The organism is Promicromonospora citrea (assembly GCF_013004695.1).
GTDB classification, from domain to species: domain Bacteria; phylum Actinomycetota; class Actinomycetes; order Actinomycetales; family Cellulomonadaceae; genus Promicromonospora; species Promicromonospora citrea.
Map to the genome: position 1 here is coordinate 13,985 of NZ_JABEMG010000045.1, position 18,404 is coordinate 32,388.

Genomic DNA, 18,404 nt, shown 5'->3' on the forward strand with positions numbered 1-18,404 from the left:
TCGTCCGGTCCGTCCGGGCGCCCTCGGGGCGCACCCCCTGCTCGCGCTCCGCTGCCACGGCACTCCTCGGTCTTGTCGGTCTCGTCGTGCGGCCTGGTCGGTCACCCGGGTCGGCGCCCGATCGTACCCGCCGAACTTACAGGTCGGTAGGTTTCTTGGGAGAAACCGTTTCGCCCTGCGGTCGTTCCCAGCCCGGGGTGGGACACTGCGGGCGTGACCCAGGCCCTCGCGCAGCCGACCCCCGGCACCGCCTCCGGCGACCCGACGCCCTCCGCCCCGCCCCTGCTGCCGCTGTGGGCCGCCGTGCCGGTGGCCGCGCTCGCGGGGCTCGCCCTCGATGCCGCGTTCCCGTCCCTGGGCTGGTGGCCGCTCGCCTACGTCGCCGTCGCGGCGTCGCTCGTCACGTTCGTCGGGCGGCGCGCCTGGGGCGCCGTGCTCGTCGGCGCGGCCTTCGGCGCGGCGTTCTGGTTCCCGCACGTGTCCTGGTCGTCGCGGTTCCTCGGCGACGACCCGCTCGGCTGGGTGCCGTGGGTCGCGCTGGCCACGTCCCAGACGCTCCTCACCGCCGCCGTGTCGCCGCTGATCGCGCTGGCCTACCGCTGGGTGCCCCGGTGGCGCGGCACGCGGGCCGTGCGGCTCGCCGTCCTGCCCCTCGTGGTCGCGGGCGCGTGGACCACCCGGGAGCTCGTGCTCGGCTCCTGGCCGTACGGCGGGTTCCCGTGGGGGCGCCTCGGCATGAGCCAGTCGGCGAGCCCCGTCGCGCCGGTCGCGTCGTGGCTCGGGGTGTCCGGGCTCACCTTCTGCATGGTGCTGCTGTGCGCCGCGGTCATCGAGGTGGTGCGGCACGCCGCGGCGGCGCCGTCGGCCGGGCGCGGCCGGTGGCTCACCGGGGTGCCCGCCGTGGCGCTCGCGGCCGTGCTGGTCGCCCTGCCGCAGTTCCCCACCACGCCGGCGGGCACGCTGCGCGTCGGCGCGGTCCAGGGCGACGGCCCCGCCGCCTACGTCGACGAGCGCGAACCCGGCGACCTCCTGCGGGCCCAGCTCGACGCGTCGGAGCCCCTCGAGGACGAGCGCGTCGACCTCGTCGTCTGGCCCGAGGGCGGTGTCGGTGCCGACCCCGTGGCCGACGGCGGTGCGGCCACCGCGCTGTCCTCGGCCGCCCGCCGCTACCAGGCCCCGCTGCTGGTCAACGCGGCGTCGTGGCGCGGCGACCGCATGTTCAACACGTCCTTCCTCTGGACCGAGGGCGGGCCCACCGCCACGCACGCCAAGCGCCATCCCGTGCCGTTCGGCGAGTACGTGCCCGACCGCGCGTTCTACGGCGCCATCGTGCCCAGCCTCGTGAACCTGCTCGCCCGCGAGTACAGCCCCGGCAGCGACGCGCCCGTCGTCGACACGGGTGACGCCGTCGTCGGTCTGGCGATCTGCTTCGACGTCGTGTTCGACGACGTCGTCCGCGAGGGCGTGCAGGGCGGCGCCCAGGCGTACATGTTCCAGACCAACAACGCCGACTTCCGCGGCACCGACGAGAACCTGCAGCAGACGGCCATGGCGCGCATGCGCGCCGTCGAGACCGGACGTGCCGTGGTCAACCTCTCGACCACCGGCACCAGCCAGGTCTTCGGGCCCGACGGCGCACCCGGGCCCGCGCTGCCCGCCGACGAGGCGGGGATCATCGTGACCGACGTCGAGCTGCGCGACGGCGTCACCGCGGGCGTGCTCGTCGGGCCGTGGCTCCAGCGGGGGATCGTGGTCGGCACCGTGCTGGCGCTGGCGGCGCTCGCGGTGGCGGGGCGACGGCGGGCCTGAGCTCGGGCGTGCCGTGACCCGGGTGCCGGCTCGGTCGGCACGCGTGTCGGTGTCCTTCGCTACGGTGCTGGGACGGAGCCGGCGGCGGATTCTCGACACGGGGGTGCTCATGGGTGGTGCCAAGGTCGACCTCAAGAAGAGCCTCGACGCGTACCGGGCACAGCGGGGCCGGTTCCGGCTGCTCGACGTCCCGGACCAGCAGTACCTCGTGGTCGACGGGCACGGCGACCCGAACACGGACGTCTTCGCCGCGGCGGTCGAGGCGCTCTACCCGGTGGCGTACGCGGTGAAGTTCGCGAGCAGGCAGCAGCTCGGGCGTGACTTCGTCGTCATGCCGCTCGAGGGGCTGTGGTGGGCGCGCGACCTGGACGTGTTCACCGTCCGCCGGGACAAGGCGCACTGGGACTGGACGCTCATGGTGCTGCAGCCGGACTGGGTCGGGCCGGACCTGGTCGCCGAGGCCGTCGAACGGGTGCGCGGGCGGGGCGCTCCCGCGCGGCTCGACGACGTGCGGTTCGAGCGCCTCGCGGAGGGGCGGTGCGTGCAGACGCTGCACGTCGGCTCGTTCGACGACGAGGCGGAGGTGCTCGCGCGGATGCACGACGAGTTCGTGCCGGCGAACGGACTGCGCCTGGCGGGGCGGCACCACGAGATCTATCTGAGCGACGTGCGGCGGGTGGCGCCCGAGAAGCGGCGGACGATCCTGCGACAGCCGGTGGAGGTCGCGGAGTAGGGCGGGGCCCCGTGCAGGGTTGTCCACAGGGGTGTCGGCCGCGCAGCGGATCGATCAGGTGTTCGATAGGATGATGCCACGACGGAGGCGATGTGCGAGGTGGGTGCGATGGATGAGGTGCGCGAGCGCGTCGGCGTGGCAGCCGACCTGGCGCCGGGTCGCGCGCCCACGGAACCCGGGCGTGGTGGTCCCGGCATGTCCGGCGCCGCCCCGGTGCTCGACGCCTCGCTCGTGGCGCGCCTCCGAGCGGTGATCGCGGACGGCGTGCTGCCCGGCGCCGGTGACCCGGTGCGCTCGGTCTCGCGCGGGACCGCGGCCGCCTGGGTCGATCTGCTGGCCGAGCTCGAGAAGGTGAAGCACTCGGTCGCGGCCGCGCAGGCGCGCGCGGCCGTCGCGCTGGACGAGGTGACCCGCGCGGCGGAGGCTGACCAGGGTGTCCGGGCGGAGCGCCGGGGCCGCGGCGTGCCGGCGCAGGTGGGCGCGGCGATGACCCGGTCGCCGCACGCGGGCGCCTCCTTCCTCGGCGCCGCCCGCGTGTGGGTGCAGCAGATGCCGTACACGTTCGAGGCGCTCCGGGTCGGGGCGCTGAGCGAGTGGCGCGCCATGATCCTCGTGCGCGAGACGTCGCACCTGAGCCCGGAGCACCGTGCCGTGGTCGACGAGGAGGTCTGCCGCGACCTGGCGGCGCTCGCCGGGCTGGGCGCCAAGCGGCTCGCCGCGCGGGTCCAGGCGATCGCCGCGCGGCTCGACGTGCACGCCACGGTGCGGCGGCTCGCGAGGGCCGAGGGGGAGCGGCACGTCTCGGTGCGCCCTGCACCCGACCTCATGGTGTACCTCACGGCCCTGGTGCCGATGAAGCAGGGCATCCAGGCCTACGCCCAGCTGCGGGCCCACGCCGACGCGGCGCGGGCCGCGGGCGACGGGCGCTCCGGCGGTCAGCTGATGGCTGACGCGCTGATCGAGCGCGTGACCGGCCGTGACCGGGCCGACGACGTCCCGGTCACGGTCAACCTCCTCGTGTCGGACGAGACGCTGCTCGCGGGCGGCGCCGACCCCGGGGTGGTGCTGGAGGGTTCCTCGGCGGGTGCGGGCGTGGTGCCCGCACCGGTGGCGCGCGAGCTGGTCGCCGCCGGTGTCGACGCCGACGCAGCCTGGTTGCGGGCGATCTACGTGAGCCCGGCCGGGCGCATGCTGGCCACGACGAGCACGAGCCGGTTCTTCCCCTCCGGCATCTCCGCGGTGCTCCGCGCGAGGCAGCAGGGCATCTGCGCGACGCCGTACTGCGACGCGCCCGTCCGGCACGCCGACCACGTGCTGCCGTACGGCGAGGGAGGCGCGACGAGCCTGGCGAACGCGCAAGGGCTGTGCGTCCGGTGCAACCACGCGAAGCAGGCGCCCGGTTGGGTGCAGAGACTGTCGGGCGAGGACGGTCCGGAGGTCGCCGAGACCGTGACCTCGACGGGGCACACGTATGCGTCGGTCCTGCCACGGCCGCCGCGCGCCCTCGGCAGGGCCGCGCCGCGCGGCGGAGCGATCCTCCGGCCCCGGCGGGGAACACCCCGGCGGTCCGGGTCAGGGTCGCATCCACCCGGGGGTTGACGCCGTCAAACCTCGGTCCGATGTGCGGTCCGGGCCGGGCGACCTAGGTTCGCGGTATGACCACGGTTTCTCGGACGCCGTCCGCCGGCGCACTGCTCACCCGCCCCCTCGTGCGCGCGCTGCTCGTCGTGCTCGCCGGCTTTCTCCTGGGCGGCCTGACGTCGTACGCGTAGGGCTTCCTGCCGGAGGCCCTCTCCTCGTTCGCGAACTCGTCGAGCGGGTGGATGATCCTCACCGTGGCGCTCGTCTTCTGGTCCCGCCTCCGCACCGGCCCCGCGGCGGCGCTCGGCACGGCGACCTTCGTGGTGCTCCTGCTCGGCTACAGTGTGGCCGCCCAGCTGCGCGGCTACTACTACGACCCCACGACGTGGCTCGTCATCGGCATCGTCGTGGGCCCGTTCGTCGGTGTCGCCGCGGCGTGGCTGCGGGGCACCGGTCTCGGTGCCGCCCTGGCCGCGGGCGTGCTCGCGGGCGTCGGCCTGGGGGAGGCGGTGTACGGCCTGACCGTGGTGCACGAGACGACCAGCCCCGTGTACTGGTCGGTGCTCGGCGTCGCGGCCCTCGCGCTGCTGGTCGGCATGCTGGTGCGCCGGGTCCGCGGCCCGCTGCCCGCGGCCGTCGCGGTGGTGACGGCGCTCGTCGTGACGGCGGGCGTGCCGGTGGGGTACGCGTCCCTGGGGTGACCGATGAGTTCGCGGCGCCCGCGGCGTCGACAGGGTGTTCCCGCTTCCGTTCACACCGCAAGGAGCCCGGCGTGGCCGTCACCCAGATCTTCGTGAACCTTCCCGTCGCCGACGTGCAGGCGAGCAGGGCCTTCTACGAGGCCGTCGGCGCCTCGGTCAACCCGGAGTTCTCCGACGAGTCGTCGACGAGCCTCGCGCTGGGCGAGACCGTCTTCGTCCAGATCATGAACCACACGAGGTTCACGTCGTTCACCAAGCGGCCCGTCGCGACCGACGGCGTCGAGGTGATCAACGCGCTGGGCGTCGGCTCGCGCGAGGAGGTCGACCGGATCGCCGACGCCGCCCTGCAGGCAGGCGGCACCGAGTCGAACGACGCCCAGGACCTGGGCTGGATGTACAACCGGGCGTTCGCCGACCTCGACGGTCACCACTGGGAGGTCGCCTTCCTGGACGAGGCGGCGATGGCCGAGGCCTTCGCGGCCGAGGGCGCCTGACGACCGCCCTCCCTCTGATACCTGTTTGAGAATCGTTCTCAGATCTGCTTGACTCCGGATCGACATGAGAATGATTGTCATTCCAGAGGGAGGGAGTGGGCGGTCTCCGGCCGCCCGACCACGATGAACCGACACACCACCCGCGCGGCCGCAGGACTCGGTGCCGCGCTGTCCCTGCTCCTGCTGAGCGCCTGTGCCACGGACGGCGGGGCGGCGGCCGGCTCGCCGTCGCCGTCCGCCACGGACGCCCACGACGCCCACGACGACGAGCGCGAGGCGACCGAGGCGCAGGCGAGCACGCCCCGTGTCGCGGTCACCTACGACGGCGGCGTGCTCGTCCTGGACGCCCTGACCCTCGAGCCCGTCGGTGACATCGGGCTCGACGGCTTCGCACGCCTCAACCCGGCGGGCGACGAGCGCCACCTGCTCGTCTCCACCACCGGCGGGTTCCAGGCCCTCGACCTGGGCACCTGGGCCGAGGGCCACGGCGACCACGACCACTTCTGGACGGCCGAGCCGGCCCTCACCGACGTGCGGTACGACGCCACCGAGCCCGGCCACGTCGTCGTCCACGAGGGGCGCACCGCCCTGTTCGACGACGGCACGGGCCTCGTCCGCGTCGTCGACTCCGAGCACGTGGCCGACCACGACGCCGCGGCGCGGGAGCACACGACCCCGGAGCCGCACCACGGCGTCGCCGTCCCGCTGTCCGACGACACGCTCGTCGTCTCCGAGGGCACGCCCGACGCGCGCACCGGCATCCGGGTGCTCGACGCCGCCGGCGAGGAGGTCGCGGCGTCGGACGAGTGCCCCGGCGTGCACGGCGAGGCCGTCGCGGCCGACGAGGCGGTCGTCATCGGCTGCGAGGACGGTGCGCTCGTCTACACCGACGGCGAGATCACCAAGGTCGCCGCGCCCGACGCCTACGGTCGCATCGGCAACCAGGCGGGCACCGAGGCGTCGCCCGTCGTGCTCGGCGACTACAAGACCGACCCGGACGCCGAGCTGGAGCGCCCGACCCGCGTGTCCCTGATCGACACCCGGGACGGGTCGCTCGAGCTGGTCGACCTGCCGTCGTCGTACACGTTCCGGTCGCTCGCCCGGGGCGCGGAGGGCGAGGCGCTCGTGCTCGGCACCGACGGTGAGGTCCACGTGATCGACCCGGAGACGGCAGAGCTGACGGCGTCGATCCCGGTCATCGACGCGTGGGAGGAGCCGCTCGACTGGCAGGAGCCGCGGCCGGCGATCCTGGCGCTGGACGGGTCGGTGTACGTGACCGACCCGGCGACCGACTCGATCCACGCGGTCGACGTCGAGTCGGGCGAGGTGTGGAAGTCGGCCGAGCTCGGCGTCACGCCGAACGAGCTGAGCGGCGTCACGGGCGCCGGCCACGGCCACGACCACTGAACACCGCAGAGTGCTGGATCCTCGCCCTCTCCGGCGGACCGGGAGGGCGAGGATCCAGCGCTCGGCGAGGGGTCAGACGGTGCGGAAGAAGGTGCGGAGGTCGTCGACCACGGCGTCGGGCACCTCCATCGCCGCGTAGTGGCCGCCCTCGGGGTGCTCGGACCAGTGCTCGATGCGGGCGTTGTCGCGCTCGGCGAGGGAGCGGATGGTCTGGAAGTCGTCCGCGAAGACGGCGACGCCGATGCGGCCCGTGCTCACCACCGGCTCGGCGCCCGAGCGCAGCTCGGTGTGGTGGTAGCGCACGGCCGTGGCCGCGGTGTTGGTGAGCCAGTAGAGGCTGACCTGGGCGAGGATCTGGTCGAGCGAGACGAGGCTCGTGCCGTTGCCGAAGCTCTCGAACAGCTCGCTGTAGGCCAGCAGGGCCACGGGGGAGTCGCTGAGCCCCGCGGCGATCGTCTGGGGTCGCGAGCCGTTCATCGCGTTGTACCCGCCGACGCTCTGGAACCACTGCATGTGCTGCAGCGCCGCGAACTCCTTGGGGCCGAACCCGTCCATCTCGCCCTCCGCCCCCGAGGGGAACGAGAAGAGCTGGAGCACGTGGGCGCCGAGGAAGCCCTCGGGGTCGAGGACCGCGAGCTCGCGGCCGACCAGGGTCCCCGCGTCGGAGCCGTGCGTGCCGTAGGACTCGTAGCCGAGCCGCCGCATGAGGGTGTCCCACGTGCGGGCGACGCGCGCCATGGTCCAGGTGCCGCCGTCGGCCGGCTCGCTCAGCGGGGTGCTGAAGCCGAAGCCGGGGATCGACGGGATGACGACGTGGAAGGCGTCCTCGGCGCGGCCGCCGTGGGCGACCGGGTCGGTGAGCGGGCCGATCATGTCGAGGAAGTCGAGGAACGAGCCCGGGTAGGTGTGGGTCAGCACGAGCGCCCGTGCGCCCGGCTCGGCGGACCGCACGTGCAGGAAGTGCACGGTCTGGCCGTCGATCTCGGTGAGGAACTGCGGGTAGGCGTTGGCCCGCTCCTCGACGGCCCGCCAGTCGAACGCGGTGCGCCAGTGCTCGACGGCGTTCCGCAGGTAGGACTCGGGCGTGCCGTACTCCCAGGAGTCGCCGGGCGCGGCCGGCGCGAAGCGGGTGCGGGCGAGGCGGTCGGCCAGGTCGTCCAGGTCGGCCTGCGGGATCGCGATGCGGAAGGGGCGGATGTCGGTGCTCTGCGTGGTGTCCATGTCTCCGACACTACGGAGGGTTCCGGAACAGTTCCTTCCTGTATTCTCGGCGAACCAGAGAAAGATCGAAGGAGTCCTGGATGACCGGCACCGCGGGTCGCCTGCTCGCCCTCCTGGGCCTGCTGCAGTCGCGCGCGGACTGGTCCGGCGCCGAGCTCGCCGCGCGGCTCGACGTCACCGACCGCACGGTGCGCAACGACGTCGCCCGCCTGCGCGACCTCGGGTACCCGGTCGACGCGGTGCGCGGGCCGGGCGGTCGCTACCGGCTCGGCGTGGGCGGCAAGCTGCCGCCGCTCGTGCTCGACGACGAGGAGGCCGTGGCCATCGCGGTGGGGCTGCGGGCCGCCGGGGCCGTCGCCGGCATCGAGGAGAGCAGCGCCCGCGCGCTCGGCAAGCTCGAGCACGTGCTGCCCGACCGGCTGCGCCGTCAGGTCGCCGCGCTGCGCGACGCGACGGCGGCGGGTCCGGAGAACACCAGCAGCAACGTCGAGGACCCGGCGGTCGACCCGGCGCTGCTCACCGAGCTGGCCGCCGCGATCCGCGACCACCAGGGCCTGCGGTTCTGGTACCGCGGCGAGCAGCCGCGCGAGGTCGAGCCCGTGCGGCTCGTGGCGTGGCAGCGGCGCTGGTACCTCGTGGGGCGTGACGTCGCCTCGGGGGAGTGGCAGCCGTTCCGAGTCGACTGGCTCGAGCTGCGCGTCCCGGGCGGACGGCGGTTCGTGCCCACGCCGCCGCCGTTCGACCTGACCGAGTTCGTGGTCCGCGAGGTGGCCCGGACGGGCTGGGCCGTGCACGCCCGCGTCCTCGTGCGCGCGCCCGCCGAGGTGGTGCTGGCCCGCATCAACCCGGCGGTCGGCACGGTCGAGCCGCGCGACGAGGCGAGCTGCGTGCTCGTCACCGGCGGCGACAGCCTCGAGACGGTGGCGGTGTGGATCGGCATGCTCGGGCTCGACTTCTCGGTCGACGGCCCGCCCGGGCTGGTGGAGCACCTCGGCGTGCTGTCGCGGCGGTACGCGGCGGCGACCGGGGCCTGAGCGCCTCAGCCGGTGCGCTCGGCGAGCCGCCCGCGGAGCATCGAGGCGAGGATCCGGGTCAGCTGCGGCTCGACGTCGACCAGGGCGTGCGCGAGCCGCGGGTCGGAGCGGTAGAGCTCGGCCACGTCCGGCCCGGGCGTGGCGATCTGGTAGAACGTGCCGGCCAGCGAGGTGGCCGTCGCGACGGCGTCGACGCCGTCCTCGTCGGTCAGGGCGGGCAGCGCCGCACGGACGGCGGGCACGATGACGCCGAGCCCGTCGCGAGTCGTCAGCTTGAACTCCCGGACCTTCTCCGTCGAGACGTTGCGCTCCAGGTTGAGCGGCGTCTGGGCGAGCAGGTCGCAGAACATCGGCCGTCCGGCGAGCGAGGCCGCGAAGGCCGCGGCCACCGTGTCGGCGTCGGGCCGCTCGAGAGCGCGCACGTGCTGGGCGAGATCGGGCGCCCAGTCCTGCCAGCCCTCCGCAGTGAGCCGCAGGAAGATCTCCTCGCGCGTCTCGAAGTACCGCAGCATCGCCGACTTGTGCATGCCCACGGCCTCGGCGATGTCGGTGAGCGTGACCTGCCGGATGCCGCGCGCGGCGCCGAGCCGCCGCGCGGCGTCCAGGATGGCGGCCTCGCGCAGACGCTTGGCCTCGGGGGACCGGGCCCGCTGGAACTCGCGTGTCGGCATGGTCACATCTTAGCGCAACGGGGTTGCGCAAGTTAGCGAAACGGTGTTGTAGTAAAACCATGCAGCAGACACAGGCATGGTTCGTCACCGGTTCCTCCCGCGGCTTCGGCCGCTCCCTCGTCCGCGCGGCGCTCGCCGCCGGCCACCGGGTCGCCGCCACGGCGCGGCGCCCCGAACAGCTCGACGACCTCGTGGCCGAGTACGGCCACCGGGTGCTCCCGCTCCGGCTCGACGTGACCGACCCGGAGGCCGTCCGTACGGCGCTCGCCGAGGCCGCGACCCGGTTCGGGCGGCTCGACGTGATCGTCAACAACGCGGGCTACGCCAACGTCAGCCCGATCGAGACCACTCCCGACGCCGACTTCCGCACGCAGTTCGAGACCAACTTCTGGGGCGTGTACCACGTGTCCAAGGCGGCGGTGCCGCTGCTCCGCGAGCAGGGCGGCGGCCTCGTGATCCAGTTCTCCTCGGTGGGCGGCCGGGTCGGCGGCTCGCCGGGCATCGGGTCCTACCAGGCGGCGAAGTTCGCCATCGACGGGTTCAGCCGCGTGCTCCGCACCGAGGCCGCGCCGTTCGGCGTCCGGGTGCTCGTCGTGGAGCCGAGCGGGTTCCGCACCGACTGGGCGGGCTCGTCCATGTCCGTGGCCGAGGTGCCGCCGGAGTACGAGGCCACCGTCGGTGCGATGAACACGCGGCTGCGGCAGGGGGAGTCCGGCGTCGCGGGCGACCCGGACCGCGCCGCGCAGATCCTCGTCGCGCTCGCCGCGCACGACGACCTGCCCGACAACCTCCCGCTCGGGGTGAACGCCACCGAGATGTCGGTGGCTCAGGACCGCCGGCTGCTGGAGTCCGACCAGCGGTGGAGCGCCGTGAGCCGGTCCGCGGACTTCGGCGAGCCCTTCCCGGTCGGGCTCCCGGCGTGACCTACGCTCATCTGTGACCGCTCATCTGCTCATCTGTTAGCCTGACGAAGGATTCAACCGGAGTCGGAAGGGCGGCGGAGCAGCACGATGACGGCACTCAGCGAGAAGACCCTGGACGGTCTGGTGGGGTCCGCGCCGCGGGGCGCGGACCTCACCGTGCCCACCTACGACCGGTCCGGGCTCACGACGGGGATCGTCCACCTCGGCGTGGGCGGCTTCCACCGGGCCCACCAGGCGATGTACCTCGACCGCCTCATGGCCGACGGCAAGGCCCGCGACTGGGCGATCTGCGGCGTCGGCGTGCTGCCGGGCGACGCGCGGATGCGGGACGCCCTGGCCGCGCAGGACGGGCTCTACACCCTCGTGCTCAAGCACCCCGACGGCACCCTGCGGGCGCGCGTCATCGGCTCGATCACCGAGTACCTCCTCGCGCCCGACGACCCGGAGGCCGTGCTCGAGAAGATGGCGTCGCCCGCGGTGCGCATCGTCTCCCTCACCGTCACGGAGGGCGGGTACAACATCCACCACGTGACGGGCGAGTTCGATCTCACGGACCCGGGCGTGGCCGCCGACCTGGCCGACGGCGCCGTCCCCGCGACGACGTTCGGGCTGGTCACCGAGGCCCTGCGCCGACGCCGCGACCGTGGTGTGCCGCCGTTCACGGTGATGAGCTGCGACAACATCCAGGGCAACGGCGAGGTCGCGCGGCGCGCGTTCACCACCTTCGCGCGCGCCAAGGACGCCGACCTCGCCGACTGGATCGAGGCCGACGTCGCCTTCCCGAGCTCGATGGTCGACCGCATCACCCCCGTCACCACCGACGCCGACCGCGCGATGGTCGCCGAGCGGTTCGGCATCGACGACGCGTGGCCCGTCGTCGCCGAGCCGTTCGAGCAGTGGGCGCTCGAGGACACCTTCCCCACGGGCCGCCCGCCGTTCGAGGACGCCGGCGTGCAGGTCGTGTCCGACGTCGAGCCGTACGAGCTGATGAAGCTGCGCCTGCTCAACGCCAGCCACCAGGCCCTGTGCTACGTCGGCTACCTGGCCGGGCACCGGTACGCGCACGAGGTCGCGGGCCAGGACGTCTTCGCCCGCTTCCTGCGCGGCTACATGGACCGCGAGGGCACGCCGACGCTGGAGCCCGTGCCCGGCATCGACCTCGACGCCTACAAGGCCACGCTGGTGGAGCGGTTCGCCAACCCGCACGTCGCCGACACGCTCGCCCGGCTGTGCGCCGAGTCGTCCGACCGCATCCCGAAGTGGCTGCTGCCCGTGGTCCGGCACCACCTCGAGCACGGCGGACCGATCGAGCACGCGGCGCTGGTGGTCGCCTCCTGGGCCCGGTACGACGAGGGCGTGGACGAGGCCGGTGAGCCCATCGAGATCGTCGACCGGCTGGCCGACCGCCTGCACCAGGCGGCGCTCGCGCAGCGTGACGACCCGCTGGCGTTCCTGCGCGACCGCGAGGTCTTCGGCGACCTGGTCGACGACGAGCGGTTCACGGCCGCCTACGCCGCGGCGCTCGCGTCCCTGCACGAGCGCGGCGCCCGCGCCACGGTCGAGGACCTGGTGGCGCGGACGGGCGGTCAGTCGGCGCGGTAGAGGTCCTCGAGGGCCGTGGCGGCGGCGTCGTCGATCACCAGGGTCGTGGCGACGCCGCCGTGCACGGCGGCCACCAGCCCGGGCGCGACGGCGGAGCCGTAGCCGATCGCGATCACCTCGGGGGTCGCGGCGAGCTGCTCGAGCGTGACGCCGACGACCCGCTCGTCGAGGCTCGTGCGCACCGGCCGGCCGACGGCGTCGAACAGCCGGCCCGAGCATTCGGCGACGGCGCCGGCTGCCGTCGCCGCCTGCTGCTCCTCGACGCTGATCTGCGGGAACACGGTCGAGGTGCGCTCGGACCAGTGGCCCACCGCGACGATCGCGACGTCGAGGTGGTCGGCCCGCGCCAGGGCGTCGGCGATCTCCGGCTGCCTGCGCATGCCCGCGGCGGTCGCGGCGTCGGCCACCAGGAGCGGGGACCAGACCGGCCACGTGCGCACGCCCGGCATCTGGGCGAACGTGTTGATCAGCCCGAGCGAGTTGCCGCTGCCCTCGACGGGCAGCGCGCCGACGAGCTGGACGACGTCGCAGCTCGGCAGCTTGCCGATGTGCCGGACGGCGGCCTCGACGGTGCGCGACCAGGAGATGCCGACGGTCGAGCCCTCCGTGATGTGCCGCCGCGCCGTGTGCGCGAGCTCGGTCGCGAGGTTCTCGCGCGTCGTGACGGTGTCGTCGCCGCTGGCAGCGACGAGCACCTCGCGGACGCCGAGCCGCTCGGCCAGGCGCCTGCCGCGCTCGCCGTCGACCCGCGGGGGCGTGATCTCGATGCGCACGATGCCCTGGTCCTTCGCCTGCGTGAGCAGGCGCGCGACCTGGAAGCGGGAGATGCCGCGGTCCCGGGCGATCTCGACCTTCGACTTGCCGTCGATGTAGTAGTCGGTGCTCACCTCGACCAGGAGGTTCGAGTCGTTCTGCGTCACCTGCGTCCTCTGGGGTCGGAGCCGAGCACTGCTGAGCGCGGGCTCTTGCTCACTTGAGCATAGCGAACTAGTCTGCGGATTGCAGATGAGCAGAGGATGAATCTCAGATGAGCGCGGCGGAGAGGCTGCGTCGAGGAGAGGACGAGGATGTTCCGACCGAGAGCGACGCCGGCCGCCGCGACGGCGGCCGTGGCGCTGGCGCTGTCCGGCTGTGCCGGCGCGGGCGCCGTGGGCGGCGGTGAGGGAGAGCAGATCGTCGTCGCGATCGTCTCCAACCCGCAGATGCAGGACGCGATCTCCCTGCAGGACGAGTTCCGGGCCGAGCACCCGGGGGTGGACGTCCGCTTCGTCTCGCTCCCCGAGAACGAGGCGCGGGCCAAGATCACCGCGTCCGTGGCGACCGGCGGCGGCGAGTTCGACGTCGTCATGATCTCCAACTACGAGACGCCGATGTGGGCCGAGAACGGCTGGATCGAGAACCTGCAGCCGTACATCGACGAGACGGAGGGCTACGACGCCGATGACTTCGTGCCCAGCGTCCGCGAGGCCCTCTCGTACGACGGCGACATGTACTCCGTGCCGTTCTACGGCGAGTCCTCGTTCCTCGCGTACCGCGCCGACCTCTTCGAGGAGGCCGGGCTCGAGATGCCTGAGCACCCGACGTGGGACGACGTGCGCGAGCTGGCCGCCGAGCTGAACGCGCCCGAGGACGACTTCTCCGGCATCTGCCTGCGCGGGCTGGCCGGCTGGGGCGAGGTCATGGCCCCGATGACCACGGCGATCAACACGTTCGGCGGCGGCTGGTTCGACGAGGACTGGAACGCCACGCTCGACTCGCCCGAGACGCGCGAGGCCGTGGAGACCTACATCGACACCGTCCAGCAGTACGGCCAGCCGGGCGCCGCGACGTCGGGCTTCGGCGACTGCCTCACGCGGTTCGCGCAGGGCCAGTCGGCCATGTGGTACGACGCGACGTCGATGGTCTCGACCGTCGAGGACCCGGCGTCGTCGACCGTGGCGGGCAAGGTCGGCTACGCGCCGGCGCCCGTCGCCGACACGGAGTCGGCCGGCTGGCTCTACTCGTGGTCGCTGGCCGTCCCGTCCACGAGCGAGCACAAGGACGCCGCCTGGGACTTCGTCTCCTGGATGACCGACAAGGACTACCTGCGCCTGGTGGGCGAGGAGATCGGCTGGGAGCGCGTGCCGCCCGGCAGCCGCCTGTCCACGTACGAGATCCCCGAGTATGCCGAGGTGTCGCAGGCCTACGCCGACGCGACCCTCGAGTCCATGAACGGCGCCACCCAGGAGTCCGCGATGACCCACCCGGTGCCCTACCCGGGCATCCAGTTCGTCGGCATCCCCGAGTTCCAGGACCTCGGCACGCGGGTGGGCCAGCAGATGTCCGCGGCGATCGCGGGCCAGGTCACGATCGACGAGGCCATCGCACAGTCCCAGCGCTACGCCGACACCGTGGCCGAGACCTATCGGGCCCAGGAGGAGCAATGAGCACCTCGACCATCGACCGGCTGGAGGGCTCGCGCCGCGCCGCGCGCGCCGCGGCGTCCGAGCGGGCCGTGAGCCGCGCGGAGGGCTGGCGCCGCCGCGGGCCGCTGCTGCCCGCCCTCGTCTTCACGATCATCGTCACGCAGCTGCCGTTCCTCGTGACGATCTGGTACTCGCTGCGCGCGCAGAACCTGCTGCGGCCCGGCGAGGACCTGTTCGTCGGCCTGGCCAACTACGTCGACATCGCCGCGGACTCCACCTTCCGTCAGACGGCGCTCAACTCCGTGGTCATCACGCTCGGCTGCGTGCTGGTCGCGATGGTGCTCGGCATCGTGCTGGCGCTGCTGCTCGACCGGCCGTTCGCGGGCCGCGGCGTGGCGCGCACCATGCTCATCACGCCGTTCCTCGTCATGCCGGTCGCCAGCTCCGTGCTCTGGTCGGTCGCCCTGCTCAACCCGACCTACGGCCTGCTCAACTGGGCGATCGGGCTGCTGGGCATCGAGGCGGTCGACTGGACCTCGACCTTCCCGGTCGTCGCCATCCTCATGGCCCTGGTCTGGCAGTGGACGCCGTTCATGATGCTGCTCGTGCTCGCCGGCCTGCAGGCCCAGCCGAAGGACGTGCTGGAGGCCGCGTCGGTCGACGGCGCGGGGCCGTGGCGCACCTTCACCTCGATCACGCTGCCGCACCTGCGCCGGTACATCGAGCTGGGCGTGCTGCTCGGCGTCATCTACGTGGTCAACACGTTCGACCAGATCTACCTCATGACGGCGGGCGGGCCCGGCACGGCCAGCGCCAACCTGCCGTTCTACATCTACCAGCGCGCGTTCCTCGGGTTCGACATCGGGCAGGCCGCCGCCATGGGCGTCGTCGTCGTGATCGCCACGATCATCGTGGCCTCCGCCGCGCTGCGCCTCATCTTCCGCAGCTTCGAGGTCAAGGAGTGAGCATGTCCGCCGATACCCGAACCTCGCTGCGCCCGGCCCGCGGCCGGGCGACCGGCGGCGTGCTGACCACGCTGACCTGGTTGCTGGCCCTCGCGTTCTTCTTCCCCGTGGCCTGGATGGCCGCCACGGCCTTCAAGCAGGAGAACCAGGCGGCGTCCGACCCCCCGACGTGGTTCTTCTCGCCGACGCTCGACCAGTTCCGCGCCGTGATCGAGGGCGGCAGCGGCACGTACGTGGCCAACTCCGCGATCGCGACGGGCGTGTCCACGCTGCTGGTGCTGCTGCTCGGCGTGCCCGCCGCGTACGCGCTGTCGATCCGGCCGGTGGAGAAGGTCAGCGACGTGCTGTTCTTCTTCATCTCGACCAAGATGCTGCCCGTCGTCGCCGTCATCGTGCCGATCTACGTGGTGGCGGGGCAGCTCAAGGTCCTGGACAACATCTGGACCCTCGTGGTCCTGTACACCGCGATGAACCTGCCGATCGCGGTGTGGATGATGCGGTCGTTCTTCCTCGAGGTGCCCGGCGAGGTGCTCGAGGCGGCGTCGGTCGACGGCGCGGGGCTGATGCGCACGATGCGGTCGGTGCTCCTGCCGATGGTGGCGCCCGGCATCGCGGCGACGGCGCTCATCTGCGTGATCTTCGCGTGGAACGAGTTCTTCTTCGCGCTCAACCTCACCGCGTCGCGGGCCGCGACGGTGCCCGTGCTCATCGTGTCGACCATGACCAGCGAGGGCCTGTTCCTCGCCCGGCTGTGCGCGGCGGCGCTCCTGGCCTCGCTGCCGGTGATCATCGCCGGCTGGGTGGCGCAGAAGCAGCTCGTGCGCGGTCTGTCGATGGGGGCCATCAAGTGACCCGCCACGATGGTGAAAACGTCCGATGAAGACAGATTTCACCCAGATTTAACTGAGGGACCTTCAGTTCGCCCGGCTCGCGTGCGAGCGTGGGTCCGGCACCGTGGCCCGCCGGGGGCCGTGGGCCGGGCGACACGGAGGTCGACGATGCGCACACGTCTCGGACGGGCTTGGGCGAGCGGGGTGTCCGCGCTGGCGGTCACGGCGGGGGTGCTCGCGGCGCCGGGCGCCGCGGCACAGGACGTCGTGGCGCCGGGAGCGTCCGACGCCCCCGCCGGCTACTACGACAGCGCGGAGGGCCTGGCGGGCGAGGCCCTCAAGGCGGAGCTCAACGACATCGTCAGCGACGCCGACGCGCTGTCGTACAGCCAGGTGTGGGACGGGCTGAAGGCCACGGACGAGGACCCGGCGAACCCGGGCAACGTCATCCTGCTCTACAGCGGCGAGTCGCGGGCGAAGTCGCTGAACGGCGGCGACGTCGGGGACTGGAACCGGGAGCACGTCTGGGCCAAGTCGCACGGCGACTTCGGCACGTCGACCGGGCCGGGCACCGACCTGCACCACCTGCGCCCCACGGACGTGCAGGTCAACAGCATCCGCGGCAACAAGGACTTCGACGACGGCGGCAGCGAGGTCTCGGGTGCGCCCGGCAACTTCACGGACGCCGACTCGTTCGAGCCGCGCGACGAGGTCAAGGGTGACGTCGCCCGCATGATCCTCTACATGGCGGTGCGCTGGGAGGGCGAGGACTCCTTCGCCGACCTCGAGCCGAGCGACACGGTGGGCAACGGCTCCGCGCCGTTCCACGGCAAGCTCTCCACGCTGCTCGAGTGGAACGCGGCCGACCCGGTGTCCTCGTTCGAGGCGCGCCGCAACGAGGTCATCTACGAGCAGTTCCAGCACAACCGGAACCCGTTCGTCGACCACCCCGAGTGGGCGGAGGCCATCTGGGGGTGACGGGACCCGTGCTGCGTCCCTACGCTGGGGGCAGCAGGTCCGCACGGCCCGCCGCGCACGGCGGGTCCGGCGGGCGAGGGCACGCCGGAGGTCGCGATGACTGGCGAGAGCACGTCCGAGACCAGGGCACCGCGCGTGCCGCCGCGCTGGTTCGTCCGGACGGCGTGGGTCGTGCACCGCAGGCTGTACGCGCTCAGCGGCGGGCGGTTCGGCCTGCGCCGTCCGCGGCCCGACCGCTGGGGCATGATGCGGCTCACGACGTCGGGCCGCCGTACCTGCCTGGAGCACAGCGTGATCGTCGCCTACGTCGAGGACGGGCCCAACCTCGTCACGCTCGCGATGAACGGGTGGGCCGAGGGGCACCCGTCGTGGTGGCGCAACCTCGAGGTGCACCCCGACGCGACCGTGGCGACCGCGGACGGCGAGCGGCTCGTGCGGGCGCGCGCGGCCCACGGGCACGAGCGGGAGCGCCTGTGGGCCGCGTGGCGCGAGCGGGAGCCCGACGTCGACGCGCACGCGGCGCACCGGTCGACCGAGACGCCCGTGGTCGTGCTCGAGCCGCGGTACGAGCCGGACCGGCCGCGCTGACCCAGCCGCTCAGAGCGTCGCGGACGCCAGCGCCTCGTCCTGCCCGTCGAGCGTGATCTCGATGCGCTCGACCTCCCGCAGCGGGAGAGCGGAGGACGCGTCGAGGCCGATCGTCGCGCCGCCCGACCACGACCACGTGCCCGCGACCGTGCGCGCGCCGTCCCGGGAGACGAGCACGAGGTCGTAGGTGATCGGCTCGGACGGCACGTAGACGCTCTCCGGCGGCCGGTCGCCGGGTTCCGGCGGGTAGTGGCAGCTCCAGCGCAGGCTCGTACCCCAGGTGGTGGGGGTGACGACGAGCTCGGCGCGCATGTCGACCTCGCCCACCGGGAGCAGCTGGACCGTGCGCGCCCGGGCGACGGCGTCCGACGGCGCGGCGGCGACCGGGACGTCCGGCTCGCGGACGTCGGCGAGCAGCACACCGCCCGTGGCGCCGACCGCGAGCAGCGCCGACGCCGCGAC

Annotated in this window: 17 protein-coding genes and 1 pseudogene; 14 read left to right on the plus strand and 4 right to left on the minus strand. The window is 73.2% G+C overall.

The genetic code is table 11. The features are described from left to right. The first annotated feature begins 213 nt into the window (after positions 1-213). The 6 genes from lnt (at position 214) to aztD (ending at position 6,725) form a co-directional block, all read left to right on the plus strand. Entirely contained in the window at positions 214-1,809 is a 1,596-nt protein-coding gene (lnt, locus tag HLB15_RS10785; protein ID WP_171105452.1) for an apolipoprotein N-acyltransferase, read from the plus strand. A gap of 109 nt (positions 1,810-1,918) precedes the next feature. Beyond that, positions 1,919-2,542, plus strand: coding sequence for a GyrI-like domain-containing protein (locus tag HLB15_RS10790; protein ID WP_171105453.1), 624 nt, complete (start codon positions 1,919-1,921; stop codon positions 2,540-2,542). A 108-nt stretch (positions 2,543-2,650) separates the two neighbouring features. Then, a complete protein-coding gene (locus HLB15_RS10795; protein WP_308424917.1) occupies positions 2,651-4,141 on the plus strand; it encodes an HNH endonuclease in 1,491 nt (496 codons plus the stop codon). A gap of 224 nt (positions 4,142-4,365) precedes the next feature. After that, positions 4,366-4,824 carry a DUF6518 family protein gene (locus HLB15_RS10800; RefSeq protein WP_229785014.1) on the plus strand — a complete coding sequence of 153 codons (459 nt, stop codon included), beginning with the start codon at positions 4,366-4,368 and terminating at the stop codon, positions 4,822-4,824. 71 nt (positions 4,825-4,895) lie between these two features. Further along, positions 4,896-5,318 (plus strand): VOC family protein, encoded by a 423-nt coding sequence (locus HLB15_RS10805; protein ID WP_171105455.1) that lies wholly within the window; start codon positions 4,896-4,898, stop codon positions 5,316-5,318. 123 nt (positions 5,319-5,441) lie between these two features. Continuing rightward, complete coding sequence (gene aztD / locus HLB15_RS10810) at positions 5,442-6,725, plus strand: zinc metallochaperone AztD (protein ID WP_171105458.1); 1,284 nt, start codon at positions 5,442-5,444, stop codon at positions 6,723-6,725. A 72-nt stretch (positions 6,726-6,797) separates the two neighbouring features. Here aztD and HLB15_RS10815 read toward each other — a convergent pair whose 3' ends face one another. Then, positions 6,798-7,946 (minus strand): epoxide hydrolase family protein, encoded by a 1,149-nt coding sequence (locus tag HLB15_RS10815; RefSeq protein WP_171105461.1) that lies wholly within the window; start codon positions 7,944-7,946, stop codon positions 6,798-6,800. A gap of 80 nt (positions 7,947-8,026) precedes the next feature. On the opposite strand from HLB15_RS10815, the gene HLB15_RS10820 reads away from it, so the two are divergent. After that, complete coding sequence (locus tag HLB15_RS10820; RefSeq protein ID WP_171105468.1) at positions 8,027-8,980, plus strand: helix-turn-helix transcriptional regulator; 954 nt, start codon at positions 8,027-8,029, stop codon at positions 8,978-8,980. Between the two features lie 5 nt (positions 8,981-8,985). Here HLB15_RS10820 and HLB15_RS10825 read toward each other — a convergent pair whose 3' ends face one another. Further along, a complete protein-coding gene (locus HLB15_RS10825; protein ID WP_171105470.1) occupies positions 8,986-9,651 on the minus strand; it encodes a TetR/AcrR family transcriptional regulator in 666 nt (221 codons plus the stop codon). 59 nt (positions 9,652-9,710) lie between these two features. Between HLB15_RS10825 and HLB15_RS10830 the strand changes: the two genes are divergently transcribed. Both HLB15_RS10830 and HLB15_RS10835 read left to right on the plus strand, forming a co-directional pair. Beyond that, positions 9,711-10,574 (plus strand): SDR family NAD(P)-dependent oxidoreductase, encoded by an 864-nt coding sequence (locus HLB15_RS10830; RefSeq protein ID WP_171105479.1) that lies wholly within the window; start codon positions 9,711-9,713, stop codon positions 10,572-10,574. Positions 10,575-10,661: 87 nt separating this feature from the next. After that, on the plus strand, positions 10,662-12,176 hold the full coding sequence (locus tag HLB15_RS10835; protein WP_171105481.1) for a mannitol dehydrogenase family protein: 1,515 nt from the start codon (positions 10,662-10,664) through the stop codon (positions 12,174-12,176). Here HLB15_RS10835 and HLB15_RS10840 read toward each other — a convergent pair. Then, entirely contained in the window at positions 12,161-13,096 is a 936-nt protein-coding gene (locus HLB15_RS10840; RefSeq protein ID WP_171105482.1) for a sugar-binding transcriptional regulator, read from the minus strand. The two genes, HLB15_RS10835 and HLB15_RS10840, sit on opposite strands and share 16 nt — an antisense overlap. 147 nt (positions 13,097-13,243) lie before the next feature. Here HLB15_RS10840 and HLB15_RS10845 point away from each other — a divergent pair, with 147 nt between their 5' ends. The 5 genes from HLB15_RS10845 (at position 13,244) to HLB15_RS10865 (ending at position 17,942) form a co-directional block, all read left to right on the plus strand. Continuing rightward, positions 13,244-14,602 carry an ABC transporter substrate-binding protein gene (locus HLB15_RS10845; RefSeq protein WP_171105485.1) on the plus strand — a complete coding sequence of 453 codons (1,359 nt, stop codon included), beginning with the start codon at positions 13,244-13,246 and terminating at the stop codon, positions 14,600-14,602. After that, entirely contained in the window at positions 14,599-15,546 is a 948-nt protein-coding gene (locus HLB15_RS10850; protein ID WP_171105487.1) for a carbohydrate ABC transporter permease, read from the plus strand. Before HLB15_RS10845 ends, HLB15_RS10850 begins: the two co-directional genes overlap by 4 nt. Before the next feature lie 2 nt (positions 15,547-15,548). Continuing rightward, positions 15,549-16,397 carry a carbohydrate ABC transporter permease gene (locus HLB15_RS10855; RefSeq protein WP_171105490.1) on the plus strand — a complete coding sequence of 283 codons (849 nt, stop codon included), beginning with the start codon at positions 15,549-15,551 and terminating at the stop codon, positions 16,395-16,397. Positions 16,398-16,580: 183 nt separating this feature from the next. Beyond that, positions 16,581-17,354, plus strand: a complete 774-nt coding sequence (locus HLB15_RS10860; protein ID WP_311979568.1) for an endonuclease I family protein — start codon at positions 16,581-16,583, stop codon at positions 17,352-17,354. A 96-nt stretch (positions 17,355-17,450) separates the two neighbouring features. After that, the gene (locus HLB15_RS10865; RefSeq protein ID WP_171105500.1) at positions 17,451-17,942 is read left to right on the plus strand and encodes a nitroreductase/quinone reductase family protein; all 492 of its coding nucleotides are present in this window, start codon (positions 17,451-17,453) and stop codon (positions 17,940-17,942) included. 9 nt (positions 17,943-17,951) lie between these two features. Here the strand turns inward: HLB15_RS10865 and HLB15_RS10870 are convergent. Beyond that, positions 17,952-18,404, minus strand: a pseudogene (locus HLB15_RS10870) (hypothetical protein); the annotation flags it as partial.